The 23,906-nt window shown below is 37.8% G+C and carries 15 protein-coding genes, 2 tRNA genes and 1 pseudogene; 5 read left to right on the top strand and 13 right to left on the bottom strand.

The annotated features are described in order from the left end of the window. The first annotated feature begins 8 nt into the window (after positions 1-8). The 3 genes from mutS to ACOXY8_RS05985 all read left to right on the top strand — a co-directional run bounded on the left by mutS (position 9) and on the right by ACOXY8_RS05985 (position 2,923). On the top strand, positions 9-2,618 hold the full coding sequence (gene mutS / locus ACOXY8_RS05995) for a DNA mismatch repair protein MutS (protein WP_458330649.1): 2,610 nt from the start codon (positions 9-11) through the stop codon (positions 2,616-2,618). 83 nt (positions 2,619-2,701) lie between these two features. Continuing rightward, positions 2,702-2,774, top strand: a tRNA-Gly gene (locus ACOXY8_RS05990). Between the two features lie 64 nt (positions 2,775-2,838). Next, positions 2,839-2,923, top strand: a tRNA-Leu gene (locus tag ACOXY8_RS05985). A 71-nt stretch (positions 2,924-2,994) separates the two neighbouring features. Here ACOXY8_RS05985 and ACOXY8_RS05980 read toward each other — a convergent pair. Both ACOXY8_RS05980 and ACOXY8_RS05975 read right to left on the bottom strand, forming a co-directional pair. After that, a complete protein-coding gene (locus ACOXY8_RS05980) occupies positions 2,995-5,343 on the bottom strand; it encodes a TonB-dependent receptor plug domain-containing protein (RefSeq protein WP_458330648.1) in 2,349 nt (782 codons plus the stop codon). Between the two features lie 156 nt (positions 5,344-5,499). Next, positions 5,500-7,179 (bottom strand): S8 family peptidase, encoded by a 1,680-nt coding sequence (locus tag ACOXY8_RS05975; protein ID WP_458330647.1) that lies wholly within the window; start codon positions 7,177-7,179, stop codon positions 5,500-5,502. Between the two features lie 237 nt (positions 7,180-7,416). On the opposite strand from ACOXY8_RS05975, the gene ACOXY8_RS05970 reads away from it, so the two are divergent. Then, positions 7,417-8,394, top strand: a complete 978-nt coding sequence (locus tag ACOXY8_RS05970) for an AAA family ATPase (protein ID WP_458330646.1) — start codon at positions 7,417-7,419, stop codon at positions 8,392-8,394. Between the two features lie 262 nt (positions 8,395-8,656). On the opposite strand, the gene ACOXY8_RS05965 is transcribed toward ACOXY8_RS05970, so the two are convergent. The 3 genes from ACOXY8_RS05965 to ACOXY8_RS05955 all read right to left on the bottom strand — a co-directional run bounded on the left by ACOXY8_RS05965 (position 8,657) and on the right by ACOXY8_RS05955 (position 12,798). After that, on the bottom strand, positions 8,657-10,147 hold the full coding sequence (locus tag ACOXY8_RS05965) for a hypothetical protein (protein WP_458330645.1): 1,491 nt from the start codon (positions 10,145-10,147) through the stop codon (positions 8,657-8,659). A gap of 642 nt (positions 10,148-10,789) precedes the next feature. Beyond that, a complete protein-coding gene (locus ACOXY8_RS05960) occupies positions 10,790-11,890 on the bottom strand; it encodes an MBL fold metallo-hydrolase (protein WP_458330644.1) in 1,101 nt (366 codons plus the stop codon). A gap of 8 nt (positions 11,891-11,898) precedes the next feature. Beyond that, positions 11,899-12,798 carry an SDR family NAD(P)-dependent oxidoreductase gene (locus tag ACOXY8_RS05955; RefSeq protein ID WP_458330643.1) on the bottom strand — a complete coding sequence of 300 codons (900 nt, stop codon included), beginning with the start codon at positions 12,796-12,798 and terminating at the stop codon, positions 11,899-11,901. 109 nt (positions 12,799-12,907) lie between these two features. Between ACOXY8_RS05955 and ACOXY8_RS05950 the strand changes: the two genes are divergently transcribed. Then, on the top strand, positions 12,908-13,270 hold the full coding sequence (locus tag ACOXY8_RS05950; protein WP_458330642.1) for a MerR family transcriptional regulator: 363 nt from the start codon (positions 12,908-12,910) through the stop codon (positions 13,268-13,270). 134 nt (positions 13,271-13,404) lie between these two features. On the opposite strand, the pseudogene ACOXY8_RS05945 reads toward ACOXY8_RS05950, so the two are convergent. From ACOXY8_RS05945 to ACOXY8_RS05910, 8 genes and pseudogenes are all read right to left on the bottom strand, one after another. Continuing rightward, positions 13,405-13,680: pseudogene (locus ACOXY8_RS05945) on the bottom strand (hypothetical protein); the annotation flags it as partial. 57 nt (positions 13,681-13,737) lie between these two features. Next, positions 13,738-14,358 carry a dihydrofolate reductase family protein gene (locus ACOXY8_RS05940; protein WP_458330641.1) on the bottom strand — a complete coding sequence of 207 codons (621 nt, stop codon included), beginning with the start codon at positions 14,356-14,358 and terminating at the stop codon, positions 13,738-13,740. Between the two features lie 722 nt (positions 14,359-15,080). Then, on the bottom strand, positions 15,081-16,943 hold the full coding sequence (locus tag ACOXY8_RS05935) for a M1 family metallopeptidase (RefSeq protein ID WP_458330640.1): 1,863 nt from the start codon (positions 16,941-16,943) through the stop codon (positions 15,081-15,083). Positions 16,944-17,553: 610 nt separating this feature from the next. Next, on the bottom strand, positions 17,554-18,546 hold the full coding sequence (locus tag ACOXY8_RS05930; protein WP_458330639.1) for a serine hydrolase domain-containing protein: 993 nt from the start codon (positions 18,544-18,546) through the stop codon (positions 17,554-17,556). A 708-nt stretch (positions 18,547-19,254) separates the two neighbouring features. Next, positions 19,255-19,857: a hypothetical protein gene (locus tag ACOXY8_RS05925; RefSeq protein ID WP_458330638.1), complete on the bottom strand. Its 603-nt coding sequence runs from the start codon at positions 19,855-19,857 to the stop codon at positions 19,255-19,257. Positions 19,858-19,862: 5 nt separating this feature from the next. Then, the gene (locus ACOXY8_RS05920) at positions 19,863-20,351 is read right to left on the bottom strand and encodes an RNA polymerase sigma factor (protein WP_458330637.1); all 489 of its coding nucleotides are present in this window, start codon (positions 20,349-20,351) and stop codon (positions 19,863-19,865) included. A gap of 663 nt (positions 20,352-21,014) precedes the next feature. Then, entirely contained in the window at positions 21,015-21,572 is a 558-nt protein-coding gene (locus ACOXY8_RS05915; RefSeq protein ID WP_458330636.1) for a dihydrofolate reductase family protein, read from the bottom strand. Between the two features lie 633 nt (positions 21,573-22,205). Continuing rightward, positions 22,206-23,498, bottom strand: coding sequence for a serine hydrolase domain-containing protein (locus ACOXY8_RS05910; protein WP_458330635.1), 1,293 nt, complete (start codon positions 23,496-23,498; stop codon positions 22,206-22,208). Positions 23,499-23,906 lie beyond the last annotated feature (408 nt).

Raw genomic sequence — 23,906 nt, 5'->3', positions numbered from 1 at the left:
TGAGAAAAATGGCCAAAAGTAAATCAGGAGAAGAAACCCCATTGATGAAGCAGTACAATGCAATAAAAGCAAAGCATCCTGGCGCATTGCTTTTATTCAGAGTGGGCGATTTCTATGAAACTTTTGGTGAGGATGCCATAAAGGCTTCCAAAATATTGAATATAGTCCTTACCAAGCGAGCAAATGGTTCTGCTTCGCACATTGAATTGGCAGGTTTTCCTCATCATTCTTTGGATAATTACTTGCCGAAATTGGTAAGAGCAGGTAATAGAGTCGCCATATGTGATCAGCTGGAAGATCCCAAATCGGTGAAGGGAATTGTGAAGCGCGGTGTAACGGAACTTGTGACACCGGGCTTGTCTATGAACGACAATGTGCTGGATCAACGCAGCAATAATTACTTGGCTTCCATCCAATTCAGCGATGATTTAATCGGAATTGCTTTCCTCGATTTGTCAACTGGAGAGTTTTGGACAGCCAAAGGTGGCATCGCCTATATTGATAAATTGCTGCAAAGTTTTAAGCCATCGGAGGTAATTTACAGCAAAGGCAAACGAGGCATTTTCGAAAAGCATTTTCAAGATCGCTTCAATACTTTCTGTTTGGAAGATTGGGTGTATGCCTATGAATATGCCTATGAGAGCTTGATAAAGCACTTCAACACTACTTCTCTCAAGGGTTTTGGCATTGAAGATTTGCCTGAAGCCATTGTTGCCGCAGGTGCGATTTTATTTTACCTGAAAGAAACAGAGCATAAGGAAATCAGTCATATATCGTCCATTGCCCGATTGGAGGAGGATAAATATATGTGGCTGGATCGATTCACTGTGCGCAATTTGGAACTAGTAAATGCGCAGCAGGAAAATGGCGTGCCGCTGATCAATGTGCTGGACGAAACGGTGACGCCCATGGGCTCCAGATTGCTCAAGCGTTGGATTGTCCTCCCGCTAAAGGAAAAGGCGCAAATCGAAGAGAGATTGCAAGTGGTGGATAGTTTCGTGCAGAATGAAGACATGATGGGTGAGGTTTTACTTTCACTCAAGCAAATTGGCGATTTGGAAAGGCTTATCTCCAAAGTAGCCGTCGGCAGAATCAATCCGAGAGAAATACAGCAATTGAAAAGGGCTTTGAAATATTGTTTACCAATCAAGCAAAAACTTAAGCAAAGTGAAGTGCCTCAATTGAGGAAGTTGGCTGATCAAATAAATCCTTGTGAGGATTTGTTTGAAAGAATTGAAAAGGAAATAAAGGAAGATCCGCCGATACATAGTAATCAGGGAAATTTGGTAAATGATGGCGTGAATGAGGAGTTGGATGAGCTGAGGAAAATCGCCTATCATGGCAAGGATATCCTTTTGCAAATACAACAGCGCGAGGTTCAAAATACAGGCATTACCTCTCTCAAAATCGCTTTTAACAAAGTATTTGGCTATTATCTAGAAGTAACAAACGCGCATAAGGATAAAGTACCCACAGAGTGGATTCGCAAGCAAACCCTTGTAAATGCAGAACGCTATATTACCGAAGAGTTGAAAGTATATGAGGAGAAAATCCTCAATGCTGAAGATCGAATGGTGGATATCGAATCGAGGATTTATCAAGAGTTGATCATTAGTGCATCTGATTATGTGAATCCAATTCAAATGAATGCACGAGCACTTGCCTCTTTGGATTGTCTTATCTCTTTTGCTAAAATTGCCCTGCATAATCGTTATGTGAGACCCATACTCGACAATAAACATGTGTTGGACATCAAGGAAGGTCGCCATCCGGTTATCGAAAAGCAATTACCACCAGATGAACCTTATGTGCCGAATGATGTATTTCTCGACCAAAGTACCCAGCAAATTATCATCATCACCGGGCCGAATATGGCGGGTAAATCTGCCCTATTAAGACAAACTGCTCTGATTGTGCTAATGGCTCAAATTGGATCGTTTGTGCCGGCAGAATATGCCAGAGTGGGCATTGTAGATAAGATTTTCACTAGAGTAGGTGCTAGCGATAACTTAAGCAGAGGCGAATCTACTTTTATGGTGGAGATGATCGAAACGGCGAGTATTCTCAATAACCTGAGTGACCGAAGTTTGGTGATAATGGATGAGATTGGCAGAGGCACGAGTACTTACGATGGAATTTCCATTGCTTGGGCGATTGTGGAGTTTTTGCACAACCATCCAAAGTTCAAAGCCAAAACGCTATTTGCAACCCACTATCATGAGCTGAACGAACTTGCGCAGGATTTGTCGAGGATCAAGAATTACAATGTGTCGGTAAAGGAAGTAGGCAATAAGGTGATATTTCTTCGGAAACTTAAAGAAGGCGGAAGTGAGCATAGTTTTGGTATCCATGTGGCGCAAATGGCAGGCATGCCTAATCCCGTGGTGATCCGCTCGCATGAGATCATGCAGCACATGGAAAGGGAGAAAGTAAGCGCCAAAACCAAAGACAAAATGAGCAAGGTTCCTAAGGCAAGTTATCAAATGGCGCTCTTCCAAAGCGATCCGCGCTTCAAAATGATACAGGAAAAGCTCGGAAAGTTAGATATCAACACAATTTCTCCTGTCGAAGCCTTATTGAAGCTCAATGAATTACGAAATATTTTAGGTGATGAATGAAAATTTTTGCGAAAGCGTTTTGGATATGTAAAACACTCACTTAAATTTGCAATCCATTTGAGAAGCAGATGGAATCAAATAATGCGAAAGTAGCTCAGCTGGTAGAGCACAACCTTGCCAAGGTTGGGGTCGCGAGTTCGAATCTCGTCTTTCGCTCTAAAGAATGAGTGGGTCTTCTCGCTCATTTTTTGTTTGAGGAGTTTTTTAGAAAATTCTTCCAGCCGGGATGGTGGAATTGGTAGACACGCAAGACTTAAAATCTTGTGACCATTATGGTCGTGTGGGTTCAAGTCCCACTCCTGGTACTTATGCAAAAGCCCTTGAAAATTGATCAATTTTCAAGGGCTTTTTTCTTTTGGTGGGGTTCAGTGAATTGTTAGAATCCGACTTTTAATCCAAAACTAATGGTGCGCGGACGAATAGGTCCATAAATATAGCTGGCGTCTCTTTCCCTCCCGCTTTCGAAATCGCTCTGATAGGCATTGAGGATATTGCGAACACCTGCACTCAATTCCATATACAGCTGATTATGTATCGGAATGCTACGTGTCATAAAAATATCCCATTCCAGAAATGACTTGGTTCTGTCTATACTAATTTCCCGCTGTATACCTTGATACAGTACATCCATTGGCCCAGTGTAATTGAGGCTTGTACGGATGTTGTGAAGAGTGCTAGGTCTCCAAATAGTGGTGAAGAAGCCGTAGGTATTGGGTGTTCGTAGAAATTTATCGGTAAATAAACCTACCTCATCCGCTACCAATATGGCTTTGCTGTAATTAGCTCCTTGCAAAGTGAAACCACCTTGCAGCGTAAATTGGCTGTTAAGCAATACATTCAATTCTGTATTGAGGCCGAATACTTTTCCATTGACATCGGCATTTTCTTTTTGCAGTATATTTCGGCCATTTTCTTCTACTAATACATTGATAAATGGATGTTGAAGTTCGGTGTAAAATAGCTCTGCATTCCAGCTATGGCGTTCTTTTGCACGGTCGTAGCTGAAGTTTAGCGATTGAGAATACTCTGGCGTCAGATCCTCAGAAAGTCTAATGAACAAAGCTTCACCGCCAACCAATTCTATATGCAGATCTTCATCAAAAGCTTGTGGAGGACGAAAACCTCGACCATAACCTACACGCCATATTTGATCTTCATCTGGTTTGTAGGCCATATTGGCTCTTGGATTGAAAGTCCAAATGTTTTGTTCGGTTTCCAAGCTTGATGCTCCAAGATCGTACCCACCATCGATTTGGAGATAATCTAACCTCCCGCCAATTACCGAGGTGAGTTTTGGTGTAATTCGGTACTCCCATTGGCTAAAGGCAGCTGCGCCATTTATTTGCTGATTTATCCTTCTTTCATAGCCGGGCATTCGATCATTTACTTTATTGAGTTGCCATTCTAAACCGGTAATGAGGGAGTTTTTACCTTTATCATATAGTCCCTGCACGCCAATTTGGCCTGATAGATCGTAGGTGTTTCCAAAGAAATTATCTGCATCGGCGATAGATTCCGCTATTTCTATTTCTGATAATCCCTCCTTTCTCAGCACGTTTTCATTGCCGCCTGAGCCATAATAGCTCGCTCGATCTACATATTGCCAAGCGGTGAATGTGCTTAATTTGAAATGCTGATCTGCAAAAAATTTGCTTACTGAAATACTGCCACCGATTATTTTATGGTCGAGCTGCTCAGCCAAATCGGCTTTTTGTGGCGGGAGGTTTAGGTGGCTACCACCTCTGCGAGATTCATTAATCAGAAGTGTACTCCAATCAATATCCCAGCCTTTTTGGGCTTTCCAAAAACCCTGAGTGCCTAGGTTTAGTGTTTCGATTTGGGGCAGTTCCGAATAGCCGTCTCGATCCTTATCCCATGCTTCGCGGTTTCGATAGCTAGCAAAAAGGAATGCTCCACTTTTGTTGTTTTTGTTCGAAATAAGACTGCTTGTAAAGTTGTAATTCTGCTCCGTAGCACCACCCGGCATAACGGATAATTGTGACGCAATTTCCAGCATATTTCGGTTTGGTTTGCGGGTGATGATATTTACCGTTCCAGCGATGGCATTGGCGCCAAATAGAGCGGAGCCGCCACCTCTCACGATTTCGACATTTTCGATCATCTCCGGGTTGATCTGCTCCAAACCATATACACCAGCCAATGCACTAAATACAGGTCGGCTATTGATCAAGATCTGCGTGTAAGGTCCATCTAGCCCGTTGAGGCGCAATTGGGTGAATCCACAATTAGAACAATTATTTTCGATACGAAGACCGGGTTTGAATCGAAGTCCTTCGGCGAGATCGTTGGAGTTGGAAAAACGTAATGCATCTCTATTGATTAATTGCACACCAATTGGGCTTTCCATTCTATCCTGCTCGCGCCGACTTCCGGAAATTACCACCTCGCTCAGCGATAGATCAGAAGCCAGTAGCTCAATTTCAATCATTTGATTTTTTTCAATGATTAAAGAAAGCGGGAGGTAGCCTATTTTATTAAAATTCAACTGAATTGGGAGCTTATCTACCGAGATTGAAAAGGCTCCTTTATTATCTGAAAACACTCCTTTAGCATTTTGTGCTTGCACCCAAACATCTCCGAGTACTTTCCCTTCGGACTTTATAATTCCTTGTAACTCTACTTTCTGTTGTGGAGATTGAGCGACCACATTCAATGCAAAAACTACTGATAGTATGCTCAATGCTAAGTATTTAATTAATGCCATATAGCTGTAAATTTAAGGCATTTAATTTTATAATAAAATATAACAAATAAATATTTTAGACAAACCTAAAAATAAAATGAGACAAATAAAAAGGGCTCGTTTAAAGCCCTTTTATGATATTACTGAAATGAATTAAATTTCGTTTTGCTGTGCGGCTTAGTTCAGGGTTTTTTCATCCAATGGAATTCTACCTCTTTTGCCCCATTTCTTATTTGCCATTTTCACAGCTTCAAAGGCATTGATGATACCACCGGAAACACTCAATTCTGAGAATTCAATCATTGGATCCGTTTCCTCTGAGCCAGGTCTTTTTATCCGTTGATCAGGATATTTCATAGAAGATTCCATAATCACTTTTTTCACATGCTTAGCCTTCATTTTTGGGAAATAGGCCATCAGCATTGCAGCCACGCCTGTTACGACTGGAGCTGCCATACTTGTACCGTTTAGGTATTCGTATTGCCCATCTGGAGTGCTTGAGTAGATATCCACTCCTGGTGCAAATATATCCACTCGCTTTTTACCGTAATTTGAGAAGTTGCCTACAAAATTATCTGCTCCTCCATAGGAAGATGCACCTACTTCGATCCAGTTTTTGGCGACTTTACTCGTATGTGAATATTGGCTTGTAGGGTAGTTTTCTGTGGTGTCTATATTTACTCCATCATTTCCAGCAGCATGGATTAGAAGTACTCCATTTTTCTCTGCGTATTTTACGGCTTCATCTACCAAGAATTTTTGTGGGCTCAGACTTTTACCAAAACTCATATTGATAATGTGTGCGCCATTATCTACCGCATAGCGAATAGCATTTGCTACGTCCTTATCATATTCATCGCCATCGGGTACGGCTCTTATTACCATTATTTCCACATTGTCTGCTACGCCTTGGAGGTCTGTATTATTATCGCGCACTGCGCCAATTATGCCGGCCACATGCGTACCATGTCTTGCGTCAGGTCCTTGAACATCTGAATTTCCGTAAGTTGTATTTTCGAAGTTGTAGTAATTGCTCTCCACAATATTTCTAGGATTAAATTCAGTGTTAAAACCATAATTCAAAATTCCATCAATTTGCTCATAAGCATCTACCAAATCACTTTTGGCTATACCATTATCGTCTATCAGTTTCAAGTAAGCTCTTGCTTGCAGTAGTGCAGGATTGTCTTTCATATCCAATGCATCCAATGCAGATAAATTTATTTCCTTTAAACCAAAGGTGCTTTTGATGGTGTCCTCGGCAGTCATGTAAGAATTATATATTTGGCTTATTTGAGCAAACTGTGCCTCGTATTCTTCTTTTTCTTCGAAATATTGGTTTCTCACTTCTTGGAAGTAAGCCCATTCGTCTCGTTCACCGGCAGTGATGCTGAACTCGTCCCTACTTCCAAATTTCAAATCTAATCTTCTGTACTCGCGTGTTACTTCCATGGTTTCCTTATCGATATTTTCGCCGCTAGGATTGCCGAGAAAACTCCACCCATGAATATCGTCAACATAACCATTGCCATCATTGTCTTGCTTGGTTCCAGCTTCTTCGCCATCGTTTGTCCAGATTTTACTATTTAAGTCTGGATGGTTGGTATCAATACCGGAGTCTATTACTGCGACAATAATTTTTCTACTTCCTCTATCGCTTACAAATTCATAGGCTTTTTGGGTACTTATGCCTTTAGGACCGTTAACTTCAGGGTCGAGGTGAAACCAGTTTTTGGCTGGTTTTGGTCCTGCACTTTGTGAGTAGCCCTGAAAAGCAATTGGCTGTAATGAAAAAATAAAGAGTACCAGCAAACTTGCAATGGCTCTTCTGCTTAAAAATGGGATGATAATATTCATTTTCCTGAATGTTTTAAATACAAACTTATTAAATAGCTGCAAATTGCGTTGTATTAACAGCTTGAAAGGTAAAAAACTAAATTGAACGTGAAGAATCAAATTTCGTAATAGTTGAAAATTAGCCGAAAGGCAATGTATGTTTCCGCCAGTACGAAATATGCAATCAATTTTGAATATAATTTTAATTTTACAGTTTAAGGGCAAATATTTGCTCTAGAATCAAAAAACGCACCCAGAATGTCAGTTGAAATAAAAAGAGAATACCAGCAAAAAGTAAAAGAGGTATTTCACGAAGTATCCAAAGTAGTAGTAGGACAAGAGTATATGGTCAATCGTTTGATGATTGGTTTGTTTACCAACGGCCACATTCTCCTCGAAGGGGTACCAGGTCTCGCCAAAACGCTTACTGTCAATACCCTTGCTAAGGTTCTTCACTTAGATTTCCATAGAATTCAATTTACGCCTGATCTATTGCCTGCGGATTTGATCGGTACGATGATCTACAATCAGAATACTTCGCAGTTTGAAGTTAAAAAAGGACCGATCTTCGCCAATATAATATTAGCTGATGAGGTAAACCGCTCTCCAGCCAAAGTCCAGTCTGCCCTACTTGAGGCGATGCAAGAAAAGCAAGTGACTATCGGGGAGACCACCTTTGCCTTGGATCGTCCATTCCTCGTATTGGCCACGCAAAACCCGGTAGATCAAGAAGGTACTTATCCTCTACCCGAAGCACAGGTTGATAGATTTATGCTGAAGGTACATGTGGACTATCCAACGAGAGAAGACGAGTTGGAAATTATGCGTAGGATGTCCAATATTCAATTCAAAAGTGACTTGAATACAGTGTTGAGCAAGCAGGATATTTTCAATATTCGCGATGAGATCAATAATGTGCGTATTTCTGAGTCGTTGGAAAAGTATATTGTAGAACTGGTGTTTGCTTCTCGTAATCCAGCTGAGTTTGGCTTGACAAAGGAAAAGGATTATATATTATTTGGTGCTTCGCCGCGTGCTACGATTAATTTGAATTTGGCTGCAAAGGCTCTAGCCTTCTTCGACGACAGAGATTATGTATTGCCGGAGGATATCAAAGATGTGGCGCATGATGTAATGAACCATAGGATAATCTTAAACTATGAAGCCGAGGCAGATGGCGTTACTACCAAAGATATTATTAATAGTATTTTGAAGAAGGTGCCTATAGGGCAATAGTTTATCATACTGATTATAAAGTATAGTCCAAGTTTTCGCTTTTTTAAGAAATATGATTTAGTAAAACCCGCAAGGTTTCAAAAACCTTGCGGGTTTCTTTTTTATGAAAAAGGCGGGAGGTTTTTTATGGGTAATTTTTATTTGTAATAGCTATTTCAAACCGAGTCAATTTATGGTGAACTAAACTTGTGAAGTTAGGAGATAGTCATTTGTTGTACTCATTTTTGACTAGGCACCGATCAGGAAAAGTTGAAATTGAATCTTACTTAGCAGTTTCGACTATGTAATTTATTGATTCTGTGCTTGTTAATTTTAGTTGTGGAATTGAGTCAATTAATGAAAATTCAAATCCCTCTATCCATTTTTCATTTAATAGATCTACATCTTCTCCATTAATGATGTGCTTTTGGAAGAAGGGAAAGATATTAATGTCTAAATAGTTTGTTGCTAAGTCGATCAATAATTCATCAGAAAATTTCACGTTTTCTTTGATACACTTCTCTAAAAGGTCATTCATTAAGTCATCTAATGATTTGGTTCCATTACTCTTTATTAGGATTTGATTATCAAGCCAAAAGGCAAATATAGCTCCTCGCTTATAAGGTACATTCGAAATATCTCTGCTTTTCCAAAATCCCTCTGCTATTTCATAGTTTGGGATGTTTCTCTTTGAATTGTTCCAATGGACAGCCATTATTTCATTATTAAAAAAATCAACCCATTCTTGAATAGTAATATCCTTTATTCTAAGCCTATTTTTATGCGTATAGTAATCGGTAAAGCCTTCGCTAAACCAATAATTGAGTTCTTTATATTTGTTCTGAATTTTCCCACCTATCCAATGATGCATTAGTTCATGATGTAAAGTGTAAATATAGATCTGTTTATTATTGAATGGATTGTTTGTTGCTTGTAGCGTAAATCCATTTTTCACAGCACTTCCTGCTAAATTATTTCCTTTGAAGAGGCTATCCTCTTGGGTAACTGTCGGGGTGAGAATTGCCGTGAAATAGTCTTGGCTATAGTCTTTCCAAAAATCTCTTTGTGAGATAATTGCTTTCTTAAAATTAGACACTAAAAAATCATCCGTAAAGCCATTCATCCAAGTATCCCTTACTGCAAAATATATTGGTTTATTATGGTGATCGAAACGATAAATTCTATAGTCACCACCCACAAAGACTGAATGAAATAACTCTTCCCATAATCTTACATTCAATTTTTGAATCTTAGTTTCAGAGTCATAAGTATTATGAATCTTAAAATCTTCCGGAAAACCTACCCATTCAATTGTAACATCCATTTTCTCATTAAAGTCATCATTTACAAAGTATTCCGGTACAACAAATAAGGAATAGCCTAGTATATGAAAGTATTGATTATGAATTATTGGCCTAAATGTAGTTTTGTAGTCTGGTTCCGGGAAATCTTGTTTTATACGATATGTAAATGAGACATGCTTAGTTTTTGGATGATATATAATGATCTGATGTTCATCCTTATTAAGTTTAAAAGAGTAGTTTTGGTTATCTTCATTGCGTACTTGTATGCTATTAAATAAATCTGTTTCTCCCCATGAATTGTTATTGTAGAAGAATATTGTGGAGTCAGAAGCTTCCACTTTTTCATAAAGCAACTGAATCTTCAATCCATCATTTTCTAAGTCACGGCCGTAATTGATTTTATAACTAACACTATTTTGAGCAAAAATGGAGATTGGGGCTAATAGCAAAAGCAAAATTATTTTCTTCATTAGGGTTATTTTTTGTGAATAATACGATTACAGTCTTTTTTTTGGATTCGTTTAAATCAATAAACAAGCTTCTATTGAAAATCTTTGAGGTTATTCCCATTCTTGAGCGTTGTAAATCCAATAATGCATTTAAGAGGGTTCTTAATAAGAATAAGTTTTCTTTGTAGAAAATTTTAGTTACAAACTGATGAAAGCTAGACTCGCTATAGTTTAGTTTTATGTTTCTTATATGATGAGGTTCTGTCATATAAGATGTTTTACCTATCACTAACTGCTCGGTATTTGTAATGTCGAACAGTAGATATATAGGATTTGACAGTCAATACAAAGCAAATAAAACACCCACAGCCTCCGAGATTGTCTAAATCAGCCTGGCGGATCTATGTTGAGGGAATTCACTGAATTTTAGAATTTTCAGTCGATCCTATTTATGGATTGTTCTTAACTCTATGGGAGCAAAATAATCATAGCCCATCGTTGAAATCATAGGCTCTCAAATTTGACTAATTTCTAATCTAATTCAGAAGACTATTGATCTAACTGCATAGAAGGAGTCGTATGAAGCGAGAGCTTCACATACGGTTATGTGAGAGGTTTAGGGGTGGGATTTCCCTTTACCTACTCGATTGGGGGCTGGCTGTTTTAGTTCAGTTCTTTCCACCATTGTTCAAACTCTTGTGAGGTATCATTTAGATAAACTATTTCTCCAATTCTAGGTGTTACTAAAGGCAAATGATATTTGTTTTTATTGTACTCTGTTAAGTGAATTAGAGGTTCGTCCCAAGGGTGAAAAGCCAATTTGAATTTAGAGGAATGAACAGGAAATAGTCGTTTTGCTTTTAGGTCTTGTGTTGCTTTTAACACTTCTTCGGGTAACATGTGTATTTCGTGCCAAGCTTTGTTGTATTGTCCATTTTCAAGTATTGCCAAGTCAAAGCCACCAAATTTTTCTCCTATTTCTGCAAAGTGTGTATCGTAACCACTATCACCACCAAGATACAATTTGAAATTGGGTGTTTCTAAAACATAAGAAAGCCAAAGTGTATTGTTCCTTGTAAAACCACGACCTGAAAAATGTCGGGCAGTAGCTGTATACAATGTAATATTATCATCAATTACTACTTTTTCATCCCAGTCTTTTTCAATGATTTTTGATGTGTCAAATTTCCAATGTTCAAAATGAGAACCGACACCCATACCACAAACAATATGCTTGATTTTGGACTTCAATTTTATTACGGTCTCATAATCCAAATGGTCGTAATGATCGTGGCTAATGAGTAAATAATCAATATCGGGCATATCATCAACCGAATAAATATCGGTTCCTATAAATGATTTATTTGAAATAGGAACAGGCGAAGCATTCCCGCTAAAAACAGGGTCAATCAAAAAACGTTTGCCATTAAGCTGGATAAAATATGATGAATGCCCAAACCACACCAATACATTTTCGGTTATCGCTAAAGTTTTTAAATCGGTTTTTATCGAAGGGATGGTATCTATCGGGTTTGTTCGTGTAAATTTTGTAAAAACGAAGTCATAGGCAACACTTGACATAGAGTATCCCTCAGATACATATGGTGTAAAGTGAATATTTTGAAATTTTCCATCTTTGAAATTGGGTGATTTTTTTATCCGTTCAAGTCGCTTTGCATCTGGAGGTTTTCCAAATTTTGGATGTTTTATGTAGGCAGTAGTTGCTATAGTCAATATTAAAACTATACTTATTAATACGATCATACTTATTTTTATAAATTTTTTAATACTATTGATTTTGGGTAATGGGCTTTATTACTTCGTGCTATAAGTTTATCAAGCATTCTATCGGGCAAAATCCAATTCATAAATCTAACCATAGCGGCATCTCTTCCAATTATATATCGGGTACGTGGGCGCTTACTTGTTATGGTGTCTGCAATGATTTGTCCTGCTTTTTCGGCAGGTACTGCATTTTTGATATATGATTCGGCTAAAGAAACCATTGCGTGCATAAGCCCACCGTATCTGATACGATGCTCGGGTGTCATTTCATTGGTAATTTTTTCCGCTTTTATACGTACCTGCGCACTCATTGGAGAAACTACACCACCCGGTTCAATCACGATAACGTTTACGCCAAATGGGTTAAGTTCTCTACGCAAAGCATCGCTTAATCCTTCTAATGCAAATTTAGTACTTGCATATGGTCCATAACCAGCCATAGCTGCTTTACCACCGATAGAGCTTATATTGACGATAGTTCCACGACTTTCAAATAGTGCAGGTAACAGTGCTTGTATCATTGCAACTTGTCCAAATACATTTACTTCAAACTGCCTACGCCATTCAGAAAGAGGCAATACTTCTAAGGGAGCATTTATTTCAATAGCCGCATTGTTTACTAATGCACGAAGTGGGCGTTCTTTTGGGTCGTCATTAATGCGTTTTACAAGATTGGTTATGTGTGCTTCATTGGTAATATCTAACATTACTGGTTCTATATTCTTACCACGAATAGCATCGGCATCAGTATCACGCCTTACACCTGCAAGAACATAGAAACCACTTCTCGCAAGCTCTTTTGCAGTTGCATTACCTATTCCTGTAGAAGTGCCGGTTACTACAACAATCTCATTTCGTTGAGATTCTATTTTATTACCTGACTTCACCTTTTTTTAAAATTAATTTTGAGTGACAAAGATACTTTGTACGTTTGCAACTGACAAGTATAAAGTATACTTCATACTTGATATATTTTTTCAACAATAATCAGAAAGTATGTTAATAAGTGAATTATCAAAGCGAACAGGTGTGTCAATACCCACATTGAGGTATTATGAAAATTATGGATTGATAACAGGCAGGTCGGATGATTCCGTCAAGTCCAATAATTACAAACAGTATGATGAGATTCTTGTCGAAAAAGTCGAATGGATTGTTCAAGCAAAAAAAGCTGGGTTCACTTTGTCAGAAATAAAAAAATCATTGAATGATTGGTTTAGTAATAAACTGTCGGCAAGCAAGAAGATTGAAATAGTACAAAACAAAATTAGTGAAGTTGATGCAAAAATTCGTGAATTGAAGCAAGTCCGAAAATTTTTAGTCACGTCATTAAAAGATGTTGAGAATGGGGATTGTTAAGTTGTCTTGTTGTTCTGTCGTAAAAATTGCGTCTCCCTGTCCCAATAATTCTGGATAATGCCGATGTATTTCTTCATTTGGAATTCCTGCCGTATGCTCACAAATTCCGTCAAGTGTTATATTTAATGCTGCAATTATTCTTCAGGTTTTCTATTCTCATCCTGTCTAAATGTTAACCCTTGCTCATCAAGCGATTTTTCAAAAACAGGTAATGAAGCTTTTCCAATACCGTGTAGGTTTAAAGTTTCTTTCCCCGTATGTTCGGATAATTTCTGAATTGTATCTATTCCCTGATGGAGTAAAGCATTTCTTGCAGGGCTACTCAATAAGGCTAAAAATCCCGTGGTAGGCTCTTTCAGTTTCTCACAAGTCGGACAGTCAGAGCTTTTGTAGAACGTGTGTCCAAATTCACAAGTCTTTTTATTTTCTCAGTCGCCAATTTATTTATCAATATTTGGGTTCTGTTTTCATTTCTTTGTCAATTTATATCTCAAGTGTGTAGTCAGGTCAGATGGTATTACTTCTGCAATTTGAATGTCATATTTGTTTTTGTCAATGCCATCAAACAATCGGATACCACTACCCAAGAAAACAGGTGCGATGTGAATAAAAAATTCATCGACAAGTCCTGCGTTGAGAAATTGTTGAATGGTATTTGCTCCACCTTGTATTCTTACATCCTTTCCTTTTGCGGATTGTATGGCTTTCTCAAGGGCACTTTCTATTCCGTCATTTATAAAGTAAAAAGTTGTCGTTCCTTCTTGAACCCAAGGTTTTCGCCTTTCGCGTGTTAAAACATAAACATCTGCTTTGTAAAGGTCATTTGGCCAACTTACTTCACCTTCCTCAAACATTCGTTTTCCCATAATGAATGCACCTGTTCTTTCAATGGTTTCTCTAATAAATTTCCCATCAGACCCATCTTCTTTGCCTCCTTCAATTCCTAAGTATTCCCAAAATGCTTTTTGATTAAACATCCACGAATGTATTTGTCCTGAAACTCCACCCATAGGATTTTTTGGCCCTCTATTGTTTCCTGCGAAAAAACCGTCAAGTGATACCCCAGTGTCAAAGATTATTTTACTCATTTTTATTTTTTTATTGGTTTCTAATTTTAGTCGCTTAAGTACGTGCTGTGTCTTTTTTCAATTCTTTCTAACGAAATAGAAGCTCTTAAATCTGGCTAATTCCGAGGGCTAAGTCTTCATTAGTCAGACCTAATTTATCGATTTGCATTTTAATTCGCTTGACCAATCCGAGTTTTACTCATTATTTTTATTTTCAATAGTATTTGTGATATCACTTCGCTAATTTCTTTTCTAATCAAGCAATAGTGATCCTTCAGAGCTGACGTAAGGAATATTTCCATTCAATCACTCCCAAATGTTCACTGCAATTGTCTGAACCACTGATTAAGAACCTGATTGCTTCAGGGATTAAATGATTTCACAGATTTTTTTTAATGAGGTAGCACAGCATAGTGACGTCCAAAGGTTGAGAAATCAGCAGGGGTCATAGTAGCATTTGAGCTTACAGAAAAGGAGGAGTTCTTACGCTTGGGTAAAGGGTCGACGTATTGTGTTGAAAATTCGTTAAGGAACCTCAGAGTAGCCCCGTCTTATATTAGCGGAAAGGGCATATTGTTGTAAAGAGCGTCATTCCTATGCTTTACGAACCGCCGTACATGGTAATGAAAAAAATGTTTGAAATTACCGAGCTTAGCTCATGTATTTACGGTGGTGTGAGAGCCTAAATCTGAGCTATTTGACTCAGGTCGACCTACTTGATATGCTTATTCTTTTCACGGCGACTAGAAACTAAGCATATTGTTTTCCAGGTTAACATCTACATCATAATCTAATCCCAAAACCAATTTTTTCACTAATTTTTTTGCATTGAATTCTAGATGTATGGATGTGTTCCCTTTAGCCCAACAGCTTATATCTTTTTGAATTACTTCCTGCGTTTCATCTTTATAGATGATAGTTAGATGAACAGGTACAATTGCATCTCCAATTTTGTTAATGACTACTGTATAACTTAACTGGTTATGTTTTACTTCACCGATAGCCAGGTCAGGGACATTCTTCTCAAAAAACCAATTCTTCCAAAACCAATTTAAGTCTAGCCCAGCACCTTTATTAAAACAATTAAAAAAATCATAAGGTGTAGGGTGTTTTCCTTTCCATTGATCTATATAAAATTTCAAAGCGGTATTAAACAGGCTGTCACCAAGCATTTCTTTCACATAAAGAAATCCTAGTGCAGGCTTAAGATCTTTATTAGCATACCTAGCCTTGCCATATAATTGAGGGGTAAGAGTGATGATGGGTATATCCTGATCCATGCCTGCCGTATTATTCACATCGCTCATATCGTATTCAAGAGGATAAGCGACATCAAAAAAAGGATAAAGCAGAAACTCTGTTAAAGTGGCCCAACCTTCATCCATAAAAGAATATTTCGTTTCATTACTGCCGACATAAAAAGGGAAAATAGAATGAAAAATTTCATGGATGGTAAACATGACTGCATCACTTTCTTCGAACGGGAGGTTATTCACCATCATAGGATATTCCATTGCATCCAACCCTTCAAAAATAGTTATGTGAGCATATGGAAAAGGTACCCCTGGGAATTGATGAGAAATTAGCGAAACAGATGTACGCGCATAATTTACCACAGGCAAGTAAGCTTCATGATCGGGATTAAAAACGGCATCCACCCGAGTACGCCTCTTTGAAGCAAGGTCAACTGCAACACTGGAGGCTTTCCATATATAATGGTTGCTGGCAGTAAATGCAAAATCACTTACATTTTCGGCCTCAAATATCCAGGTATTCCATCCATGTTTTTGCGTTATATTTCCTTTCTGTAGATCCGAGGTTGTAATGATATCAGTTATCTCATCACTTACAGATGCTTTATGAATGCGTTGTACAAATTCAGGTTCGTACACCGAATCAGGATTTTTCAGATCACCTGTAGCCCAAATTTGGTAATCGTCAGGAACAGTAATTTCCGCTCTGAAATCCCCATAGTCATTATAAAATTCTTCTCTGCCAGTATACGGATAGTCATCCCAGCCATCTATGTCGTCATACACAGCAATGCGAGGGAAAAAGTAAGCAATCACAAAAGCTCCGGAATCCACTTGCCCTGTACGTATAAAAGAATTTTTGTTTAACTCATAAGCATAGGTGATTTCAAATTGAGCTTTTTGTCCCGGCAGTATAAAGGCATCCCTAACCGTCATATTGGTACCTCTAATTCTGAAATTTTCCGGAGCCAGTGACTGGTTATTGATTTGTATTGATTGGATTTTCACACCTTGGCTTACATCTTCTGGTGAAACATGCATTTTACGGACGGCGCCTGCCTGATATAAATTCGGAAATAACTTAAAAACAACCTGATGTAGGGTATCCGGGCTATGGTTGGCGTAGTCTATGCTAACCCTGCCTTGAAGTAAGCGGGTGGCAGGATTGAATTTGATCTTAAGATGGTAATCAGCTGCATTTTGCCAGTAATTTTTACCCGGAATGCCGGCCTTATCCCTTGTGTCCCTTTCATATGCAGCTTTAAAATTGGTTGGTATGGGTAGGCTAGCTTGAGAAAAGCAAAAATGACTAGTGAGAATCAATATGATAGTTAAGGATTTAATTGATATCATTCAATTATTATTTAGCATTTTAGTATTAAAATACACGTATATGAGCAGTATAAAATCATATCATTAATAGCATATACCTTTGCTAGATACCTATCCTTCTTTTTTGAATATAACGACCAAAAGTAAAGTGTTATGATTTATTAAATTCACGATAAAACTAAATTTTCTAAATTGAGAACAATGGTTTTTGTGTATGGCTGGTTGCGGGAAATCCGCGAGGATTTTTCACCGTGAACGAAAGCTAGCAAATTGCAATGAATTTAGATCAATGCTGTCCTAGGTAATTTTCGCACTACTTGTAAAACTTGGTTTGAGAATTTTTTTAAGGGTATTACGCATAATTTGGAAACAATGACCCCTTTGGGTTAATGTCGGGTGGTTTATCATGATCCTCAAAGGGGTTGTATTTCTTCAGGAGAAAGAGACATTTCATTTGCAATCAAATCTGATATCTTTAATTCCATTTTGTTTTTCTAATGAAACCTAATGTTTTGATATAAGGGTGGTGCGGGATTAGGAGCACTTTACTCTCGGTTTGATCTTATGTTTGTAAATATTCAATCCGTTTATTTTCAGTATATTAGACAACACTACACTTATACAATTGTAGTTAGTTTTTCCTTCTCAATATATTAGTAATTCGATTATACATTATTTCTGACATATTCCAATTATAGCCATCAAAGTTTACTGTGTTTGTAAATTGTATAACGACAGCATCTATATCCTTATGATATTTGGCAATAGTTTGGTATCCCGGTATCAAACCTGTGTGCTCGTACTTATAAATGGATGAATAGATTTCTTGTTCCTTTTTATCTCTAAAAACAGAACCATCATTTAACGCTCGTATGAATATGCTCAAATCTTCTGCTGTCACTAGAATTGAGCCTATATTATCCGTTTTTAAATCCGTATCATAACCCACATAGTAACCGCTCATCACATCATCTATATTTACGTCCTGAATTGAGCCAAAAGTATGCTTTAGATTCAATGGGTTTAAAATTTCTTCCTGAATGTATTGGAAAGTTCTATAACCAAGAACTCGATTCATTATTCTGTTAAGTAATAAATAATTTGTATTGGAATATTCATACCTTTTGTCGGGTTCGAAATCAGCTGGCAAATCAAGAATCAAAGCAAGTTGTTCATCACTATTTTCTTTTGGATGCAGCCAATAATTTTGGGTACGAACATAATCAGGAATACCGCTGCGATGTTGAACCATCATTCTTACAGTGATTTTATCGGCATATTTTATCCTGCCTTTCAATTCGGGCAAATAATCTGCGAGTGTTTTCTCTAAAGATAGGTTTCCATCGGAAACCAGTTTTGTAACAGCTACTGCATTATACAATTTACTTACACTAGCAATTTTAAATAATGCATTTGGGTCAGCTGGAATCTTATTTTCTCTGTTTTTGTAACCTGAAGTATAAAATTCTGATTGATTACCTGCTTTGTTTACACAAACAACAATACCGTCAAATCCATAATCCGCTGCTTTATTAACTTGTTCCTGAACGGTGTTTGGGAGTGGCTTTATCCAAGCTGCCACAATAGGCCACGGAACAAAATACAATGAGGTTATTGTTCCCAAAAATAATAAAATTCTGATTATTTTTTTTGATTTTCTTACAGTCATTTTATTTTCTGCGCGATGTTGTTTCAAACTAGCCACAACGGTTGGCAATAAGAAATGTAAGGAATTTCAAAGCACCTCCCTATCAAGTTTATCGCAAGCCGTTTATTAAACGTTATGTCGTTCAAATTTAGCACTTTTCGCCCTATTTTTTTTGTTGCGTGTGTGTCCAGCATGTGCATCTAGTAACGAAGACACCAAGATATTCCAGAGGGTGAAATGCGAAGGATTCATGAATTCCTTTCTAATACCAATACAACATGAATAAAGTCCCTTGTGTGCGGGGGTAAGGCCTCGAAGCAAAGCATTCGCAAGCTGGTTTGCCGCAAGGCTGCAGTGAAGCCTGGCTCTTCTTCAGAGCTGACGAAAGGAATATTTCTATTCAATCACTCTCAAACTTTTACTGCAATTGTCAGAATTAAGATTTTTGGGATTACAGGATTAGATGATACTTCCAAGTTCCCGTTCCATTTACCCTCAATGTCCTGAGTAAATGCTGAGAAGGAGAATAATACAAAGCATAAAATTGCTACTAATTTTTTCATGATATTTTTGTTTTTGGGCATAGCTATCCTGTTACTAATAGTTCAGCCGGGTAAGAATTTGAATCCTTTGTTGATTGTTAGTTATTGATGGAGGAAAGAATTTTCCTTAACCTTATCGAAATTAACTATCTATTTCCTTTAAGATATTTTCTGCAGAATTCGTGACACTCCTATAACCTTTGAATACCCAACGCGAAAGAAAAAATAAGAAGATTAAAAGTATAGGGATATAGATCCAAAGATTATTAATATGCGCTGCTTCAAAAAGATCTTTATTTTTAAATATTTTTGAAGTGACAGGCAAGATGATAATTGCTAAAACAAGACTTAAATATAGTGTCATTTTTTGAGTGAAAAACAACGCTTTTTTAGCTTTCTGAAACCCAACTAAAACATCTTTATAATTACTATTGGCAATATTTAATTTTTTCATATTGCCAATTTTTCTTAAAGTCAATACTGGCAAAACTAGTAACAACAGCAAGGTTATTATACCGAATAATATTAAATACCAAGAGTCTAATTTTTCAAAATTAATAATTAAGAATATAGCACTACCATAGCATATTACAGAACCTATAGTTTCATAAATTTGTAGTTTGCTAAATTTATTAACATATCTTTCTTTTGTCATTTTTTCGATGACTTGATTCGTCAGAATTTCTTGTTTTTCCAATCTTCTACTCATTTCTAGCCAAGTATTCTTCATTTCTTCCAGTTCCATGATTACTATTTTTTAATGATTTGTGATTTCAGTTTCTCTTTGATTCTCGAAATTTTTGTTCCTACGTTACTAATCGATATACCAATGAATTCAGCGATTTCTTGATGACTCTTTCCCTCAAGAAAAAGCAGTATAATACCTTTTTCGAATAGGTTTAACATTTGAATATGCTCATAAAGTAATTTCAATCTGTCCTCTTCCAACTGGTCTGTTACATCAGCAAATCGCAACGTAGTTAAATCAATTGGGCTGGTGTTTACTTGCTTTTTGCTACTCTTCAAATTGTAAATAGCCGTGTTCATCGCCACCCGATACATCCAAGTACTTAATTTTGACATTTCATTGAACGAGTCGAAGGATTTCCATAGCTGAAAGACAATTTCCTGACACAAGTCCTCCTTGTCTTGAAGATTGTTAGTGTAAAGGGTAGCTACTTTAAATATCAACCCTTCATTATCTTTTATGACTTTTATAAATCTCTCTTTTTTATCCATCGAAAATCAAACTTCAAACAATTAGTGTATAAAGTTTCCAAAAAATCACAGCAGATAGAATTTATTTTTCTGGATAAAGGAGTTTTGTCTGCAATGGGGTTTTCTGTAATTCTGACTAACGTAAATAAAAAACCCTTAAATCTGGCTAATTTCGAGGAATAAGTCTTCATTTTCAGCTCGAATTAATCAATTTACTTTTTAATTCGCTTGACCAATCCGAGTCTTACTTTTTATTATTATTTTTCAATGGTATTCGGGATATTGCTTCGCTAAGTTCTTTTCAGATTTAGGGGGAAGCTAGTTGGCTGTTAATGGCTGAGTGTAATGAAAATATCAGTGGACATCGAAGGCCTAGCAGTTGTAATAGAAAGAAAAGGTGGATGGGCTTAGATCAAAGCCCGATTCTAGGCAAACGATTAATTATCACAGCTAAGAAGAAAAGGATATGAATCGATGCTTTCCTATTATCTTAAAACCTGCAATCCGGCAGGCTGGCACAACCTATAAACCAATGAACCGCCGTATACTAGACCTGTGTACGGTGGTCATGCCTTCGGCAGATAAATGTGAGACTTGACTGCCGACAAGGCAGTGGCGCACCGTGGGCTTATGGCTCACGGCCGTCTACTCGACTAGCAGTTCGTAGTTTTCTTTATTTTTCAGTTACTTTTTTATTTCGTAGCATAATTCAATCATTCCATTTTTGTATGCTGTCGTGTCTTTAAGGTGCAATGCTTGTTCTTGTCTAATGTTGTCAAAAAACAAAAGTCCGTCACCTAAAATAATGGGCAAAATACTTACTCTTATTTCGTCTACTAATTTTTGTCGAATAAGGTCTTTTGTAATTATTGCTCCGCCTGCAACCCATACACTTTTATACTTTGGTTTCAGTCGTTCGTTTACAAGTTTCGCCAATTCGCCGGAATAAAATTCAATGTTTGGTCTATCTGACTTTAAGTTACGATTTGTTAATACAAAAGTCGGTTTGTCGCCATAAGCCCAACCGTATGATTTTGAAAGTTCCAAAGCGTGTTCGTAAGTCTTTGATCCCATAACATAGCAATCTATTGTTTTTAGAAACTCTTCTGGGTCTTGCCCGTCAATGCCTTTGTCATAGTAGTCCGTTGTGTCAAACCACGAAATGCTATTGTCCCTTTTAGCGATAATTCCGTCAAGACTTGAAACCATATGTATTGTCAGTTTAAATTCGTCTGTTAACATTTTCGTATTGTCATTTTACAATTCTGACTAACGTAAATAAAAAAACCTTAAATCTGGCTGATTTCGAGGGCTAAGTCTTCATTTTCAGACCGAATTTATCGATTTGTTTTTTAATTCGTTTGACCAATCCGAGTTTTACTCATTATTTTTATTTTCAATGGTATTCGGGATATCACTTCGCTAAGTTCTTTTCAGATCTAGTAGCAAGGTAGTTGGCTTTGAGTGGATTTCCGGTAATGGAAATGTCCATTGGATATCGAAGGCAAAGAAGTTGGGAAGCAAGAAAAGGTGGAAGGGCAGTAGCTCAAAGCCCGATTCTAGGCAAACGATTAATTATCACGTCTAAGAAGAAAAGGATATGAATCGATGCTTTCCTATTATCTTAAAACCTGCCATGTCGGCAGGCTGGCACAACCTATAATCCAATGAACCGCCGTATATGGTATTGAACAATTGTGTGAAATTACCGAGCGTAGCTCTCGTACTTACGGTGATCATGCTTTCGGCAAATAAATGTGAAAGGCCACCTTGGGCTTATGGCTCACGGCCGTCTACTCGACTGCCTACCGTCTATGCTTTCTGTTGTTTAGTTTCTTTTTAATGTATGTTTTTGGTTTTCCGATTTTGTCATTTTCATTGCTTGTTGAATCGTTCAGCGAACTTATAATCTCCTTCTGATTTTCCGTCCCCGTAAATTCTCATACCGACTACCTTTCCGTTATCATCAAGTTCGAAAATGATATCGTCATTACCCGCATTGTAGTAGAAATCATGGGGTCCAGATGGGACAAATTCGAAAATTGAGCTGTTGGGATATCGGATTCGCAGAAATTCCCTGTAGACAACAACCTCCCATATCTCACCTGCATTATTGTGATATTCGCCTGCGAACTTTTTCAGTTCATTGGTTGGGATATTTACATGGGGCTTATTCTCAGGAGCACGTGCTGGTGGAGGAAGTATTTCTCCTGCTACAAGGTGCATGGCAATCAACATAGGTTCTGATTCATAGGTTCTTGCATTTGATAGAACCACTGCCGCTATATCAGTTCCTGGATTTAATGCCAATCCGGACCGATATCCTTCCTTTCCTCCGGCATGCCGATAAATTCCATCTGAACTAAGCCCAAGACCGAGTGGCAAAAAAACCCCATCAAGTTCGACACCTTCTCGCATCTGAAATTTCGCTGCTTCCACCATATGGGAATTGTTAGATTTCCCCAAATATAGTCCCAGCAATCTAAGCATATCATTGGCTGTAGACCTTAGAGAACCGGAGGCCTGAAGTGTAGCCATTTCCCAAGTCCGAATCGGCTGAAGATAGGCACTATGACCTGGTGCCAACCGTGCCAATTCTTCCGAACTAAGTGTGATCGAAGTGCTGTTCATTCCCAGAGGAACCAGTACTCGATCCTTGACCAAATCTTCATAAGTTGTGTTCATTCTGAGCGCCAACGCCCATCCAAGGAGTGATACGCCAAGGTTTGAATAGGCATACTTTTTTCCCGGTGCTCGCTCAGGCATATAGCTTGATAAGAAGGACCAGAATTGGTCAACAGAATAAGCTGCATAGGGGTCAGGCTCACCGTGGATTTCAAAATTAGTTGGCATCGAAGGCAGTCCTGAAGTATGCGTGGCCAAATCTCGCAGAGTTATAGGTCTCCCAACTTCCACCAATTTTATCTGGTTAGGTAGAAAGTCACTCACAGGATCGTCCAGTCCTACTATTCCACTTGTAACCATTTCAGCAAGTAGTAGATTGGTTATTACTTTGGTGAGCGACCCAAGTTGGAATATGGTTTCCCCATCTAGAGCCCGTCCATTTTCAGCCCCACTTATTCCATTAGTAACAACACTCTGACGTTCACCATCAATTATTCCAACCACCATGCCGATACCATTGTATTGCATACGCTCCTTGAGCATTGCACTGATCAGGCTGTCCGAGGGAACTGTCCATTCAGGTTTATCGGACGCGGATGTTTTATTTTCCCTACGACAACCAACGACAACCAAAAAGAACGCGAGAAATGTAGCTAAAATGAGATATCGATAAGAAAATTTCATGTTTTTGACCCTGATTAAAAAGTATAATTGCATTGATATTTCCAGAGATAACTAATGAAAATGGAATGTTTCTAAACAAATCCTTCATCTTCAGTAAAGTTAATGACTTGCTCCAATTTGTCAAGAAACTCTTTCATCATGAAGTAGTTAAAATTTACACCTTTCATATGAGCTATATTAATTTCTTCCATGTGATATGTTTTTTATCAGTTTTTCAAATGGTAGGTAACGACTTCAGCTATGCGTATTGCGGGACTTGAAAACTGA

The organism is Peijinzhouia sedimentorum, assembly GCF_049340005.1.
Lineage (GTDB): Bacteria > Bacteroidota > Bacteroidia > Cytophagales > Cyclobacteriaceae > CAXBDP01.
The sequence above is the reverse complement of the archived record's forward strand: the minus strand, read 5'-3'. Positions and strand labels throughout refer to the sequence as shown.

Excerpts from the sequence above, each read along its gene's own strand:
- ACOXY8_RS05965 (WP_458330645.1), bottom strand. The coding sequence starts at position 10,147 with ATGAAGAAAATAATTTTGCTTTTGCTATTAGCCCCAATCTCCATTTTT.
- ACOXY8_RS05925 (WP_458330638.1), bottom strand. The coding sequence starts at position 19,857 with ATGGAACTGGAAGAAATGAAGAATACTTGGCTAGAAATGAGTAGAAGA.
- mutS (WP_458330649.1), top strand. The coding sequence starts at position 9 with ATGGCCAAAAGTAAATCAGGAGAAGAAACCCCATTGATGAAGCAGTAC.
- ACOXY8_RS05935 (WP_458330640.1), bottom strand. The coding sequence starts at position 16,943 with ATGATATCAATTAAATCCTTAACTATCATATTGATTCTCACTAGTCAT.
- ACOXY8_RS05980 (WP_458330648.1), bottom strand. The coding sequence starts at position 5,343 with ATGGCATTAATTAAATACTTAGCATTGAGCATACTATCAGTAGTTTTT.
- ACOXY8_RS05950 (WP_458330642.1), top strand. The coding sequence starts at position 12,908 with ATGTTAATAAGTGAATTATCAAAGCGAACAGGTGTGTCAATACCCACA.
- ACOXY8_RS05970 (WP_458330646.1), top strand. The coding sequence starts at position 7,417 with ATGTCAGTTGAAATAAAAAGAGAATACCAGCAAAAAGTAAAAGAGGTA.
- ACOXY8_RS05915 (WP_458330636.1), bottom strand. The coding sequence starts at position 21,572 with ATGTTAACAGACGAATTTAAACTGACAATACATATGGTTTCAAGTCTT.
- ACOXY8_RS05960 (WP_458330644.1), bottom strand. The coding sequence starts at position 11,890 with ATGATCGTATTAATAAGTATAGTTTTAATATTGACTATAGCAACTACT.
- ACOXY8_RS05910 (WP_458330635.1), bottom strand. The coding sequence starts at position 23,498 with ATGCTCAAGGAGCGTATGCAATACAATGGTATCGGCATGGTGGTTGGA.
- ACOXY8_RS05920 (WP_458330637.1), bottom strand. The coding sequence starts at position 20,351 with ATGGATAAAAAAGAGAGATTTATAAAAGTCATAAAAGATAATGAAGGG.
- ACOXY8_RS05940 (WP_458330641.1), bottom strand. The coding sequence starts at position 14,358 with ATGAGTAAAATAATCTTTGACACTGGGGTATCACTTGACGGTTTTTTC.
- ACOXY8_RS05975 (WP_458330647.1), bottom strand. The coding sequence starts at position 7,179 with ATGAATATTATCATCCCATTTTTAAGCAGAAGAGCCATTGCAAGTTTG.